Below are 13,838 nucleotides of genomic sequence, written 5' to 3'. Positions count from 1 at the left end.
TTGGAAGAATTTTCCAGTTTATTGTTCTAGCAACCGGTACACAAACACCGCACTCCTTTTGAGCAGGTTGGGATATTGCTTCATGTTGATCGTCTCGGCGGGGGAATGCGCGCCCGTACCGGAAGCCCCAAGTCCATCGATGCAGTCCAAATAATCCGCTACATAGGAGATATCCCCCGCCCCCCGTGAACCCGGATCTCCCGCCTTGACCTCACCAAAACCCATGTCCTTGCTGACTTGGCTCAGGACATCGACCAAGGCATAATTGCCTGGAGACGGCTTCATCGAAGGAATTCCGTCCTTGAACTCGATCGATGACGTAGTTCCGTTCAGGTTTTGGGAAACGATCTGACGCATCCTTTCCCGGGCTTTTTCCTTTTGATCCTCACCGAGAAATCGCAGGTCTCCGGTGACGAAAACTTCCCGAGAAACAATATTCGTTTTTCCCAAAGATGTCCCTTCTCCTGTGATTGGATCGTAGGTGATATCAGAACCACCGATGATTTGGCCCGGATTGAAAGTCAGGTATTGCTCGCCGGAAAGCTCCTCGCGAAACTCGTCCAAGATCCGCGCCGCTTCATAAATGGCGCCATAACCCACGGATTCGCGGAAAACGCCCGAGGAGTGGACTTGTCTTCCGGTGGTTTTCAGTGTCCATTCGCTCGCACCTCTTCGTGCCACTGTAGCGATGTTAAAGCCTTGAGCGGTTTCATAGCCCAAGGCATAGTCATGCTGCTTGGCCCGCTCGACAAAATCCAAACGGCTCACCCAACTCGGATTACCCGCATTTTCCTCATCGCCGGGAAAATAGACGGTGATCGTTCTATCTTCCAACAGGCCTAACTCGTGTAGGGCTTTCAATGTCGCAAACACCATGACGTTGCCGCCTTTCATATCGTTCACTCCCTGGCCTTTGGCCGTGGAATCATTCACATAAGTGAATGGGTAAAAAGGCATTTCCTTTTCGAAAACGGTGTCCAAGTGGCCAATGAAAAACAGCTTCTTGCCTTTTGTCCCCTTTCTGGTCGCCACAAAATGCCCCGCCCTTCTCAGTGAATCCGGCAAGGTGATCCACTCCGTTTGAAAGCCGATCTTGGCAAATTCCCGCTCAAATACCTTCCCGACTTCCCTGACGCCTTCCATATTGAAGGTGCCGGAGTTGATGTTGACTGTCTCTTCCAAGAGCGAAAGGGTCTCTTGGTAATTCTTTTCTATTTGGGAGATGATCTTCTGCTCGGTTTTGGAAAGTTTCTGGGCTTGGACTTGAAAAGCCAAAAGCAGCGGCAATAGCCAGGCGAGTTTCTTCATGGAAATGGTGACTGTTTTTCGATTATTTTTCAACTGCTACGTCCGAAAACCAAAGGAAAGGATTGCCGGCGTCATTCTTGTGCATGAGGGTGATCTTGATGCCTTCAAATTCTTGGACATCTTCCCAAGTCATGGGACGGCCTTCACTGCCATTTCCCCTCCGGAATACCCATTCAATGATCATGTGGTTTTCATCCAAATACAGGTCATAGGCGTCGCCGGGGGTATAGCCATCGACATTGTTGTAAAGGATGGTAAGTTTGGTGGCTGCGGCGCCTGAAATCGGGGCAGTCACGTTTTCAGTGGATTCAAAGGTGTAGCCCGTATCCCAAATCAGTTGGAAAGGAAAAAGCAGCCAATATTTATCGTTCACAAATCCCTTGTCCGCGGGCGGGAGTTGATCTTTGGGCAAGTCGAGGCTGTAGGAATAGCTCGTGTCAGCGTCCGAGAAATCCACGGTTCTGTCCTTGACATGCCATTTCCAGTTTCGGCTAAAGCGCGTGACTGAGTCGCGCTGTACGTTGAATGTGTAGGAGATGGTTTTGACCTTGTCGAGGTTTTCAAAGCCATAGGCGTCGGCGACCTTCTCGGGGAGTGTTTTTTCCTTGGCGGGCTGGCAGGAGAAGGCCAACACGGAGAGTGCGATGAGGGATAGATGCGTGATGGTTTTCATGGTTTGGTGGACTTGATGTGCAGTAAGCCTTGAATCTACTGATTTTTCAAGAATGATTTCTTTCAAAATCCATAAACCACCCCAGTCATTTGTTATTGGTCCAACGTTGCAGTTTGCGGTTTTCGGACCAACAATATATCCGCTTGATCAAGGGAAAAACCCGGTTTAACCCCAACATGAAGCGAAAGAGATCGGACGGGAAGATTTTCCTTTTTCCCGCTTCCGTGCCTTTCAAGATGCTTTTGGCAACTTTATTGACGGGTTGTACTGGATATGCTTTGGGGATTTGCTTGCCTGCTTTTTCAAAAAAATCCGTGGCAGTCGCCGCGGGGTAAACCAAGGTCAGCCACTCGCCATCCCCTTCGGACCAAATTCCTTCAGCCCATTGGTGTATGGCCGCTTTGCTTGCGGCATAGGCTGCGTAGCCGGGAACAGCCCAATAGGACATCGCGGAGGCTGTCACGACCATTCGGAAGTCACTTCCAATTCCTGCCTTTAGTTTGGCTGCCAATTCCATGTGAACAAACACATTGATGCGGAACATGGCTTCGGTCCTTTCCTTTGGGATTTCTTCCCAATTGCCGTACAAGGCAAATCCTGCATTTGAGAAAAAAACGTCGAGGCTATTCCAGTTTGATTTTACCCATTCCACGATTTTGTCGGCGCTGTTTTCCTCAGTCAGGTCAAGCATCAGCGTTTGGAGACCTGGATACTCATCTTTTAATCGGGAGAGGTTTTCCGCGTGTAGGTCCACTGCGAGCAGTTCATTCCCTTTTGCATGTAGTTGCGCCACGAGCGCCCGGCCAATTCCCGAAGCGGCTCCTGTGACGACGATTTTCTTACCTGAAAGGATCATTCTGCCTGAGGAAATTCCAAATGAAATGGCTTGACCTTGACGCAGAAAAGCGGCTTGACCGTAGTGACGTCGGGAAAAAGGTCCGCGTTGATTTTCATCTTTCTGATTTTGGCAAATTTGCCCCAGCCTTTTCCGGTCGGGTTTGTAAGGTAGGTTTTGCCGTCCATTTCCTGTTCGAGGCGAATCGGGAGCAAGGAAGTGGAGACGGGAAAAGGCATTTTTCTAACTTCCAATTCTGCGAAAAAGATCGGATTGTCCTCTGTGCCCACGCCGATTGTTTCGAGGTTGCCGCTTTTTTGCCAAAGGAAGGGCACGGTCTGTTTGGGGATTCCCCAATTGTAGCGGCCATTTTTGGTACTTGACTCCGAATCCACAAAAATATGGCTGATCGTCTGCTTCCCATTGGGTTTGGATTTGCCTGGGATCAGCAGCAATTCATAATAGGGTCCGACAGGCGATCTTTGATAGTTGACGAGCATGAGGTAGCCGAGACCACCGGAAAAATTCACCTTCTGCTCATCGGTAAACAAGGTATTCTGCGCGATCCATTGTTTCTTGAAACGAAAAGCGAGGATGAAACCTTCCCCTTGGAGTTTCCAAGGGGCCGGAAAATAGGGCTCAGGTTTTTGCATTTTTCCGCTTGTAGATGATATAGTCGGTATAGGGCACCTCGATATTGACCTCCCTCATTTTCAGCATGATCTGCCCGCGGTGGTAAGTGGAGTGGTTGATGATATGGAAAAGAATATCGGAAAGGCTGTTTTCAAATTGCTCCCCAGAGGTATTTTTATAGGTTATGATTCGGTCGAGTTCTATCGTCTCCAGGATTTTTTTTGATACCAAGTAGTTCTCGTCATTCATTTCTTCAAAAACCTCGGGGGAATGCTTTTGCCAAATACTGAAAAAATTCCTTTTGCCGTGAATCCGTGCGTTCCAGACGTGGTGTGCATTGATAATGTGGCTGAAAAGCTCGTTGGCCTTTGGCGGAGAGATAAGCGCATTTTCTACCAATAGGTCAATTGTGAGTTGGTTGGCATGTTGGTTGTACTCCAATAAATCGAATAGTTTGATTTTCATAGTGTGGGCTTAGTTTCAAGGAGATTATCGTGGATGGATTTCTGAGATAGTGCCTGACGCCGTTCTCTGAAACTTGAGTCAAATGACTTTCCAATGGTGCGTAATATTAGTTATTTTTCATAAAAGACAAAATCAAGCCATCATTTGTAAGGGGAGGGGCTGATGCTTGTCCAGCCACCATCGATGACTAAATTTTGTCCTGTAATGTGCCTAGCCTCTTCAGATACCAGGAAAACAGCCGCATGGGCGACATCCGTAACAGAAGCTGGTCGGCCCATCGGCGTGATTTTAGACCAGGTTTTCTCGTAGTCTTTATCCAAGGCGGTGCGGTTGGTCAGCGTGGCGCCCGGTGCAATGGAGTTGACATTAATTCGGAATTCGGACAATTCGATGACCAAATTCCTTGCCAACATCTCCACTGCTGCCTTGCTCATGGCATAGGCGGCGAGGTTTTTGTGCGCCTGATGGGCAGTAACGGAAGATGTGAAGAGCAAGGACCCGCCTTCCTTCTGCTGTTTCATGATATTGGCTGCGGCTTGTGCCAGAAAGAATGTCCCCCCCATATTCACCCGCATCACCTCAAAGAAATCCTTTGCGGGGTAATCCCAGAAATTCCCGTAGAGCGTAATGCCCGCATTGGCAATTGCGATGTCCAATCTTCCAAATTCACTCAAAGCGAGGCTCGCCATCTCCTCGATAAAAGCAATGTCGCCCGAATCCCCCGACATGCCGATCACCTTCCCCTTTGCCTCACGTAGCAATTGGGCAACGGCCTCGTCCGTGAGGCTTTTTTCGATGTCATTGAGGATGACATGGTGACCGGACAGGGATAAGAGTCTCGCGATTTCCAATCCGATACCCTGACCCGCGCCGGTGATCAGGGCGACTTTGCTATGGTTTTTCATCTTTTAGTGCGAATCTCTCTTCACGACTGACCCTGAACTTCCCTGTAGAAAATCAAAGTCAACACCCTCATGGGCTTGGTTGACCCGATCCAAAAACAGGTTGACGTAACCGCGCTCATAAGGGAGGCTTGTGGGGACAAAGCTTTCCCTGCGTTTTTCCATTTCGGCATCCGAGATCAGTAAGGTCAATTTCCTGTTTGGTACGTCGAGCTCAATCATATCGCCATTCTGTACAAATGCCAAGGGGCCGCCGATAGCCGACTCGGGTGATACGTGCAACACAACCGTACCGTAACCTGTGCCACTCATCCTGCCATCCGAAATGCGGACCATATCCTTGATGCCTTTTGCGAGCAGTTTTGCAGGCAAGCCCATATTTCCGACTTCCGGCATGCCGGGATAGCCTTTGGGACCGACGTTTTTCATCACCATCACACAGGTTTCGTCAATGTCAAGGTTGGGATCATCGATCTTGGCTTTGTAATCATCGATGTTTTCAAAGACCACGGCCCTACCTGTATGCTTCAGGAGGTGTGGACTGGCAGCGGATGGCTTGAGGACAGCGCCTTCGGGGCAGAGATTTCCTTTCAATACGGCTATGCCCGATTCCGGCTTGATGGGCTTTTCAAAAGTCCCAATCAGGTTGCGATCGTAGCATTCCGCCTTGGCGATATTCTCCGCGAGTGTTTTTCCAGTTACCGTGGGGGAATCGTGGTTAAGCTTGTGGATAATTTCCTTCATCACGGCGGGAAGGCCTCCTGCATAAAACAGGTCCTCAACCCAATGCTCCCCGGAAGGCTGCACGTTGGCGATAAGGGGGATTTTGGAGGAGAATGTGTCAAAATCTGTCAGATCCAAATCAACGCCGACACGCTTGGCAATAGCGGTCAGGTGCAGGATGAAATTGGTCGAACCGCCCAAGGCCGCGTTGACCATGATGGCGTTTTCGAAGGCGGGGCGGGTGAGGATTTTGCTCATGCGCAGGTCTTCCTTCACCATTTCTACAATCCGGATTCCGGCCATGTGGGCGAGAACTTTTCTTCTGGAATCCGCCGCAGGAATGGTCGCATTGTCGGGCAGTGCCAAGCCCAATGCCTCTACCATAGCAGCCATCGTCGATGCAGTGCCCATTGGTGCACAGTGTCCTACAGATCGGGACATCGCCGCTTCGGCTTCGATAAACTCCTGTTGGGAAAGTTTGCCCATTTTAAATTCCTCGGCAAATCTCCACACATCGGAAGTACCGATTTTTTTGCCTTTGAACCTACCGACAAGCATCGGTCCGCCGGAGAGCACCAAGGTCGGCAAATCCACGGACGCGGCACCCATTACGAGGGAAGGCGTCGTCTTGTCACAGCCGCACATCAATACCACGCCGTCCATCGGATTGGCGCGGATACTTTCTTCGACGTCCATGGACGCGAGGTTTCGGAAAAGCATGGCGGTGGGCTTAATGGAGCATTCACCCAGAGACATCACGGGAAACTCCAGCGGAAATCCGCCAGCTTCCCAGATCCCTTTCTTCAGCGCTTCAGCCAAATCCCTGAAATGGGCATTGCAGGGGGTGAATTCCGACCAGGTGTTGCAGATGCCGATGACGGGCTTTTCGCCCTCAAACAAGTGGTGGGGAAGGCCTTGGTTTTTCATCCAAGACCGGTAGATAAATCCGTCCTTTCCGGTGCGTCCGTACCATTCTTGGCTACGGAGTTTTTTCTTTTCTTCCATGAAAACAGGTTAATGGGTTTGAACTGGAATTTAGAAAATCTTTTGGACGAAAGGGAATCGATCGGGAAAAATTACGGGAAAGGCGCGGGTTGGGGGATTAGGTCGAATATTTGGGCGGGGTTTGGAACGGTCTTGTGCATTTGTCGGAGAAAGGCATCCTGTAGTGGTTTTTAGGATATCATTGTATTACAAAAATTGATTCCAATGGAAGAAAGTCAATAGTGAAATACCTTAGAGAAAATAATTATACAAAAGAGTTCAAGCGGGGAGGCCATCAAGTTTATGAATTTTTCAAAATTTAGGATACCCGGAAAGTATAGTTCTATCGATATTCAATCCAATGAAACCCAAAATTGGATCAATTTACTGAACCGACAGATTGATATTTCGTTATCCTTATTTCAAGAAAATTACTAATAGTTTATGAAGTGTACATTAAGCATCCAGCTTCTGCTAACGGCTTTTCATCTTTACAGTATTAGGATACTTTTCTTGAATGGTCTTATGATGCTAGGTACGGTTGCAGCAGGACAGGATATTTTTCATTTTTCTATGGAGCTTTCTACCAACGACAACTATCATGGCAGAAAAATCAGGAAGAAGCCCAGGACTTTTTCCGAAATGAAAGAGAAAGCGAGTATAAAGATTCTTTATAGCACTAATGACAGTGTAGAGGCTGAAGTGAATATAAGCAGCGCCGAATATCACGTCTCAGAAGATGAGGTACGTGGCAGCTTTCCGCTGACTTTCCGATTTGACAGCAACAGGCCCGAGGAGGGTAGCCGGCTGATTGGAAAATATGTGTTGCCGATTGTGAATGAATCATTTAAGCTGTTCTACAACAAAAAAGGCGACTTATTGAATGAAAAAGACGTATATGGCTCGGATCCAGCGAAAGAGTTTGAGTTGGAAATGGAGACAGGAAGTTCTACCTCTAAATTGAGTTCCATGCTGCTCTACCCGAAGCAAAACATAGCGGAAGCCCTTGGCACGATGATAAAGATTCGCAGTATCGAAATGCTTCACATTCAGGACACCGTCTCTTTGTCAGGAGAGCTTCAACAGGCGCGGATCGATACCTCTTATGTGCAGTTTGTACGAACGGGACTGCCTTTTCTACAAAAGGTTGATGCCGATACCCTAAACATGTCTTTAGATTTCAAATTAATCAAGGATGATGATAAAATAGTGGTAAAAAACCGATGGGGCCTGGATTTGGAATTGGAAAGAAAAACCGAAAATGTTACGGCATTTACGAGTTATGTGGAAGGGGGTATTTTTCAATTGCTTTGGGAAACCAACCAAGTTCAGCAGCTTACCATTAATCCCCAACTTTGGCCAACCCAGTGGGATTTAGATCAAACCTTTACGATATCCGGGGAATTCAACTCAAAATCTGTAAGGACACGTAAACAGTCCTTTTTGGTAGTCGAATGAAAATCAATAGGGTCTACTCCGATTCCAACTGATCAATCTTAGGGAATTCCTTGATTCTGTTGTTTCAAGCTGGCTTCGGGGAGTAATGCAAACTCCAATCAAGAAATACTTCGTGATTCCTATCGGCCAACTAAATTATTTCACTACATTTCCACTATAACAATCGATAAAATGGTTAGCCAATCTCTCGCCATGTCCAAAAAAACTTTCCTCCCCCTGCTGTTTTCGATCTGTCTGTTGTTCATCTACGCTTGCGACCCGCAAGAGGAACCCGCAACCCCTGAGAAATGGGAAAAGGCAGAAGGATTCCAGAATGGGCTTTCATTTGCCCGGGAAATTAACGGAGCGCTTTACGCCGCCTCAAGGTCACGGGTTTTTGCCAATGCCAGTACAGGAGGGCCGAATGATTTTAGCGAGCTCAGTCTCTTTATGCAGAGTATGCCACCTTATCGGCTACCCCTTTCGGAGCAATTGATGGCAGCTATCAACCCATCACAACTGTTCATCCTGCCCGCGGGTAACTCCAATCAGGAGAACGCTTTGACCCTAAACATGCGGGATATAGATCCCGAATTTACTGAGTTTCATTTCCTGCATTATTTTTTGTGCGAGCAAATCAGCATCAATCCAGACGGAACAGTCATGGTACCCTACCGCTCAGCAAAAGACGGGAAACAAAAAAATACGCCTGACTTCCTTTGGGTCAAGACCGCAGTCAATGCCGGGAAAGTTGAACTCTTGGAATATAAGCTGATCAAGGAAGAGTTTTTTGCAGGGATTTCTACTATTCGCATCTTGAAGGATTTTCCCAGTTTTACAAGGGTCACGCTTGATGGCAAGACCTTTGACATAGACAGAGCTGGAAATTTGGAGTTGCGTTTTGAGAGGTTTGCCAAATCCGTTCAGGTCGGAGATGAGATCATCACCTTTGCTCGGCCAATGCCATTCGACAATCTCCCATGGGAAGTATACAAATCGGATCTCTCCGGTAAAAACAATCAGCTGTTGGGTACCTACAGTTCAAGTCAGATTTCACCACTTGATAATTTTATCTTGAGTCAAATGGCGGATAATCTGTTCAGTATTGATGGGAAAATCATTCTCAACAATCTCGACGCGATTTATCGAATCGATATAAACAGCGAGGGAATTAAATTAATTGAATTGGAGAACGAGGGTCTACAAAATGCTCAAATCACTTCCATCACGCAGTTGGACAACTCGAGCATATTCGTCACTGCCGTATGTGACTCCGGTACATTCAACAACTGTGGTGGCTTCACCAAATCGCTCGAGAACTTCTTCAAACTGAAGGAAACCCAACCTCAACTTTGAGTTTTTCTTCTTTAAAAATCAAAGCTTCCAATTGGAGGCTTTTTTTTTTCAAGGTCTTCGGATATTATTTGGGTGTCTTCTTCCAATTCATCCAAACCGACATCCCAAAAGCCCAAAGCGTCAGGACAAGCGTGCCGGCGTCTACCCACTTTTCGCCGGGTTGCCAACCGAGTACCCGGTCAAGTAGGTAGCTGATGTAGGAATTTGGCAGGTCCGTCTTTCCAAGCTTTTCCAACACCTGCCAATGCCAATCCGTAAGTGGACAATAACCCCAACCATACCAGATTCCCAAAAATCCCCAAGACAGCAGCGTCAGGCTGATGGTGATGAGATGGGCTTTCCTCGTTTTTTTCCAGATCCAGCCAAACAGGTTGAAAAGAATAAGACTGGAATGAAAAACCACAAAAAACCAATCCGCGAGGATAAGTTGGGCGTTCACTGGCATCATGCAAATTGTCATTCGGCGGATTTTTTCCCCCAAGATAAGGAGGAAAATCCCTTGCTGAACAGCGAGTAGATAGAGCCTATCGCACCCAAAATCCCACTGAGGTAGGCGTAGGCCTCGTTGAGGAAGTTTTTGTCAAAGTAGCCAATCATGGCAAGGGAAAGTAGTACAAAACTCACCCCCGCGATTTGGATCGTGTTGGCGTTGCCATTGGCCCGCTCGTGGGTTTTGAATTCCTGCAGTTCCTTTTCAGAGATATTGTTGAGAATGTAATGTCTGAAAGTCCTGTTGAACATGCCCATTTTATCCTTTTCCGGAATGATTCTCAGGATTCCCTTTTGCACCAGTTCGGTCATCGTGTCCCAGTTGGCGGGATTCATGAAACCTTCACGGCTGAAATAATAGCAGACCTTGCGTTCCATAAAACTGAGTTCTGCCCAAATATTGGCATAGTAGGCTTTGTTGTAGCGCTGGATGAGCATCACCTGGTTTTCGATATCCTCATCTTTGGCTCGGATGAGGGTATGTACGATTTCCGGGTTCTGCCCAAAAGCAAGCTCCCGTTCCAGGCCATTGGTGACTTCCCCTAGCGAGTAGTCGATTGGGACGATTTCAAAGAAAAAGTCGACGAAAATCTCGCTGAACCTCACTTTGTCCAAATCTGCGGCAAAGTTTTGGAGCAGTTGCTTCCATGATTTTCCAGAGCCCAGTACGAGCGGCACATGGTTGGATTTGGCTTCCTCAAGCCATAGCGGGATTTTGTCACTTAGCCAACTCGGCTCAGTCACGCAATGGATATTCTCTATGAGCCATACTTTTTTGCCTTTGGAATCTGGAAAAGAAAATAATGTGCTTCCCTGGTCATCGTCCAGTTTCGTTTCTGCCAAATCCAACACAAAAATTTCGCTCTCTTCCACTCCCAGATTACAGGCAATCCACTTTTTCTTTTGGATGGTATCGAGGCTACACAGAAACACTTTTTTGAAGTCTTGGGCGTCACAGTCCGCTTTGCTGCCCACCAGGTGATTGTCAAAATCAAAGTCCAAGAGGTAGATTTTACTGATGTTGTTGCTGATCAGGAAATAGATCGTGACCAGTATACCAAACAATGCCCCGAGCCATATCCACGGCCAGCGGAGACTTTTCCAAAAGCTCCAGTTTGCCGCATCTTGCTTTCCTTCGAAGGCCGCATAGATGGCGTTTTTTGGCGGAGAAATGAATTGCCCAGGCTCTTTGTCGGCATTGTCCCCGACGATCGAAAAGAGATTCCGCCTGAATTTCTCGTAGGTTTCGATCCATTCCTTGGATTCGGGTACTTCGCTAGCCGCCTGTCCGTTCCAAATGCTTTCCTCAAACCTGAACGTACTCCCGTGGATCATCATACCAGGCAGGAATCCCAACAACAGGGACCAAGAAATCATGTACACGACAAACGCTGCCCGGGAACTGATAGCCCATTGGTTGAGAAAACCGTCAATTGTCCGGAGGCTTCCCGAGTATTTCAGCCATGCGACGATCCCAAACAAAACTGCGGTAACGAGTATGATCACCCATCCAAGACTGATTTGAATCAAAATGACGACACCGAAGGCCCAAAGCAACAGCATCAGCAAGATGTAAAGGAGATCCCGCCTAATGGTCCGTGAGCGCCAAGTGGGTCCTGCAAGCAGGTAAAGGCAAAGTGAAGCAATGGTGGATGAAAGCACCGCTACCAGCGTGACTGCAAGCAAATGGTATCGACTTGAGAAGAACACGAGGACAAGCGCCAGGAGGAGCAGGGTATTGACACCGGTCAACAACAAGTAGCGGCTTTGCTTCCTCTTGGTCGGGAATAACCAAGCGTATGCAAAGGGCACGAAACTCTTGATTTGCGGTGGGCTTTGGGCAAATTTGTTGATGAAAGTCATAACCACCAACATGAGTAGATAAAAGCTCAAGATCACGACGGCTTCCAAACTGACGAGGGATGACTTGACGTAAGCTAAGTTTTTGTTGATAAGGTAAAGTGACCAGACATTTTGGTCAAAGTTTTTCCCGTCCACCAGTTGCAGAATCCCGATGTAAGGATCGCCGTTCAAGTACATGCTGATTTCCCAAAAGTCCTCGGCACCTGCTAAAGGATTCTGTTCCATCAGATTTTTGATTTCAGCCCATTTTTGACCCTCCAAAGCGTCCGGTATTTGGTCAAGTGGCGTAAGTATCCCATCACTTTTGTGGAGGACTTTCCCCCCTTCCTTGAAGAGCAGGTAGCGGTGGTTTTCGGTGATTGGGCTGACTTTTCGCAAAGCAAATGTTATGGCTTCGACAACTTGCTCTTGGTTTCCTTTTCGGCTGATCACAGCTTCCAACTCCCCTGAACCCCTGGAGTATTGGGCTCCGATGAAATACGGACGATCACGCTGTACATCAAAATGCCTTACATAATCACGCCCCGAAATATCGATGAAGGATTCGTTGGGATTGGCAAAATCGAGTTTGATCATCGATTTCGCTCCAAAATCAGCAATGTTGAGCTTTGTGATCATGGAGTTTTGCACCTCGATGAGCTCTAGGATTTCCTTGTCGGGAAAATCCTCAAACCTGAACCCTTTCCCGTTTCGCTCATTCAGAACCTTCAGGTAGCTTTCAAGATGCCTTTGGGTAACCCGCCGCAAGGAATCAAAATTCTCTTTTTTGGCATCGACGTATTTTTCAAGGTGTCCCAGTTGGGATAAGCCAAAACCAAGCACCGTCATCAAAAACATCAAGGAGAATCCCGCGGCAAATACCTTGTTTTTGCTCAGTATGTCCCCTTTTTCGAGGTTGAGAATGGAAAGTATTGGGATCGAAAGCAGCAGGATGATCAATCCATAAATCAAGGTCGTCAATAGGTTGAAATTGATCCTCAAGCCGACTTTGTCAAAATGGTCCGCTTGCTTGGTGCCTATCAGGTAAAATGTTTTGCCGTTGAGTTGAACGGGAATCCAGAACCCCATATGTGGGACTAGGGAAATGTCAAAATTTGTCAACCTCACCCCTGCTTGGTGCCGGGATAAGGTGTCGTTTTCAGAAATTTTCTTAAAATCCAGCAGCTGCAATTCCCTCAGATTATTTGGATAAAGCGCGTTGCCGTTTTCGTCGGCCAAGATGATATGGTCAAAAAAGCGGTTGTTTTGGTCTTTCTTCAGTAATTTTTCGAGCGGAAGAATGCTGGAAACCTGCACCATGAGCGAGTCTTCAAAGTCGAAATCCTTGGGATAAACGAGGTCAAATCCCAACAATTCTTTGATCTGCCTGCGACTTGGAAGCTCCCTGAGGTCAAACTGCTTCCGGTCCCATGTCATCAAGTGGTGCCTGTCTGCCAGTCGGACGGGGTTTTCGTAAAGAATCTCCAAAGAAGGTTCGGCAAGTTGTTCCGAATTTGGGTTGATAATGACGGTTTCTGTAAAGACGGGACGGTTGGAACCAAAAAAGCCATTCATGGTCCGTGCGATGGCGCTTTGGCTTTTTGGTTGACCATCAGGGCTATCGGGCGCCTTTTTCCCAAATTTTTCGATCAGGATCCTGTAAAAGTACCCCTCAATTTCTTGATGGTAAGAATCGTAGGCGCCGATGAGGTTTTGCCGGGTGATTTCCATTCCGCGGATCGCCTGCATTTTGAGTTCGTCGCGATTGTTGCGGGACTGCTGATAGAGAATGGCGCCTATCACCAAAATCAATAAGGCAAGAATTCCCCAAAGCTTTAAATTCTTCCATTTCATATAAAAAACATAAAAATACCGTGGAATTTATCAAAAAAATATTGATTTTCAAATACTTGTCTTCTTGGCCCAAAATGCAATTCCGGATTTGGGAATATTGTTCATGAAAAACCCAGAAATCACAATTTTATAAGACAAATCAGCCCTGAAACAAAGCCCCGGTTTTTTTCAGGAAAATAACTGTGAGAAAAGTTGAATTCGCTCAATGGATATTCTTTGGAAAGGATTTTTGCCGATAAGTCCAATAAAATCAAACAATTAGAGTGATTTTGTCATATTTCGTTCCTAAATTATTGCAATTTTCAAATCATAGAGGCATATTTATTGCTGATGCAAT

At 47.1% G+C, this 13,838-nt stretch carries 11 protein-coding genes; 2 read left to right on the top strand and 9 right to left on the bottom strand.

Features of this window, described 5'->3' with window-relative positions:
• Positions 1 to 18: 18 nt before the first annotated feature.
• The 7 genes from C943_RS15550 to C943_RS15520 form a co-directional block, all read right to left on the bottom strand.
• Entirely contained in the window at positions 19 to 1,308 is a 1,290-nt protein-coding gene (locus tag C943_RS15550) for a M20/M25/M40 family metallo-hydrolase (protein ID WP_008629639.1), read from the bottom strand.
• A gap of 22 nt (positions 1,309 to 1,330) precedes the next feature.
• Positions 1,331 to 1,981, bottom strand: coding sequence for a hypothetical protein (locus C943_RS15545; protein ID WP_040480988.1), 651 nt, complete (start codon positions 1,979 to 1,981; stop codon positions 1,331 to 1,333).
• Between the two features lie 85 nt (positions 1,982 to 2,066).
• Positions 2,067 to 2,837: an SDR family NAD(P)-dependent oxidoreductase gene (locus tag C943_RS15540; RefSeq protein ID WP_008629636.1), complete on the bottom strand. Its 771-nt coding sequence runs from the start codon at positions 2,835 to 2,837 to the stop codon at positions 2,067 to 2,069.
• On the bottom strand, positions 2,834 to 3,469 hold the full coding sequence (locus C943_RS15535) for an acetoacetate decarboxylase family protein (protein WP_008629635.1): 636 nt from the start codon (positions 3,467 to 3,469) through the stop codon (positions 2,834 to 2,836). The genes C943_RS15540 and C943_RS15535 overlap by 4 nt, the downstream gene beginning before the upstream one ends.
• Positions 3,456 to 3,914, bottom strand: a complete 459-nt coding sequence (locus C943_RS15530) for a DinB family protein (protein WP_008629634.1) — start codon at positions 3,912 to 3,914, stop codon at positions 3,456 to 3,458. Before C943_RS15530 ends, C943_RS15535 begins: the two co-directional genes overlap by 14 nt.
• Before the next feature lie 140 nt (positions 3,915 to 4,054).
• Entirely contained in the window at positions 4,055 to 4,819 is a 765-nt protein-coding gene (locus C943_RS15525) for an SDR family NAD(P)-dependent oxidoreductase (RefSeq protein WP_008629633.1), read from the bottom strand.
• Positions 4,820 to 4,822: 3 nt separating this feature from the next.
• Complete coding sequence (locus tag C943_RS15520; protein WP_008629632.1) at positions 4,823 to 6,544, bottom strand: IlvD/Edd family dehydratase; 1,722 nt, start codon at positions 6,542 to 6,544, stop codon at positions 4,823 to 4,825.
• Positions 6,545 to 6,967: 423 nt separating this feature from the next.
• Here C943_RS15520 and C943_RS15515 point away from each other — a divergent pair, with 423 nt between their 5' ends.
• Together C943_RS15515 and C943_RS15510 are read left to right on the top strand one after the other, a co-directional pair.
• The gene (locus C943_RS15515) at positions 6,968 to 7,981 is read left to right on the top strand and encodes a hypothetical protein (RefSeq protein ID WP_008629626.1); all 1,014 of its coding nucleotides are present in this window, start codon (positions 6,968 to 6,970) and stop codon (positions 7,979 to 7,981) included.
• 192 nt (positions 7,982 to 8,173) lie between these two features.
• Positions 8,174 to 9,316, top strand: coding sequence for a hypothetical protein (locus C943_RS15510; RefSeq protein ID WP_008629623.1), 1,143 nt, complete (start codon positions 8,174 to 8,176; stop codon positions 9,314 to 9,316).
• A 64-nt stretch (positions 9,317 to 9,380) separates the two neighbouring features.
• Here C943_RS15510 and C943_RS15505 read toward each other — a convergent pair whose 3' ends face one another.
• The gene (locus C943_RS15505) at positions 9,381 to 9,776 is read right to left on the bottom strand and encodes a DUF2784 domain-containing protein (protein ID WP_008629621.1); all 396 of its coding nucleotides are present in this window, start codon (positions 9,774 to 9,776) and stop codon (positions 9,381 to 9,383) included.
• Complete coding sequence (locus tag C943_RS15500; protein WP_008629618.1) at positions 9,773 to 13,501, bottom strand: hypothetical protein; 3,729 nt, start codon at positions 13,499 to 13,501, stop codon at positions 9,773 to 9,775. Before C943_RS15500 ends, C943_RS15505 begins: the two co-directional genes overlap by 4 nt.
• Positions 13,502 to 13,838 lie beyond the last annotated feature (337 nt).

Origin of the sequence: Mariniradius saccharolyticus AK6, from assembly GCF_000330725.2 — a bacterium.
GTDB lineage: Bacteria > Bacteroidota > Bacteroidia > Cytophagales > Cyclobacteriaceae > Mariniradius > Mariniradius saccharolyticus.
This window is presented reverse-complemented; position numbering and strand designations above follow the sequence as displayed.

What these genes read in the sequence shown, in the direction of transcription:
- C943_RS15550 (WP_008629639.1), bottom strand. Translation starts at nt 1,308, where the DNA reads ATGAAGAAACTCGCCTGGCTATTGCCGCTGCTTTTGGCTTTTCAAGTC.
- C943_RS15545 (WP_040480988.1), bottom strand. Translation starts at nt 1,981, where the DNA reads ATGAAAACCATCACGCATCTATCCCTCATCGCACTCTCCGTGTTGGCC.
- C943_RS15540 (WP_008629636.1), bottom strand. Translation starts at nt 2,837, where the DNA reads ATGATCCTTTCAGGTAAGAAAATCGTCGTCACAGGAGCCGCTTCGGGA.
- C943_RS15535 (WP_008629635.1), bottom strand. Translation starts at nt 3,469, where the DNA reads ATGCAAAAACCTGAGCCCTATTTTCCGGCCCCTTGGAAACTCCAAGGG.
- C943_RS15530 (WP_008629634.1), bottom strand. Translation starts at nt 3,914, where the DNA reads ATGAAAATCAAACTATTCGATTTATTGGAGTACAACCAACATGCCAAC.
- C943_RS15525 (WP_008629633.1), bottom strand. Translation starts at nt 4,819, where the DNA reads ATGAAAAACCATAGCAAAGTCGCCCTGATCACCGGCGCGGGTCAGGGT.
- C943_RS15520 (WP_008629632.1), bottom strand. Translation starts at nt 6,544, where the DNA reads ATGGAAGAAAAGAAAAAACTCCGTAGCCAAGAATGGTACGGACGCACC.
- C943_RS15515 (WP_008629626.1), top strand. Translation starts at nt 6,968, where the DNA reads ATGAAGTGTACATTAAGCATCCAGCTTCTGCTAACGGCTTTTCATCTT.
- C943_RS15510 (WP_008629623.1), top strand. Translation starts at nt 8,174, where the DNA reads ATGTCCAAAAAAACTTTCCTCCCCCTGCTGTTTTCGATCTGTCTGTTG.
- C943_RS15505 (WP_008629621.1), bottom strand. Translation starts at nt 9,776, where the DNA reads ATGACAATTTGCATGATGCCAGTGAACGCCCAACTTATCCTCGCGGAT.
- C943_RS15500 (WP_008629618.1), bottom strand. Translation starts at nt 13,501, where the DNA reads ATGAAATGGAAGAATTTAAAGCTTTGGGGAATTCTTGCCTTATTGATT.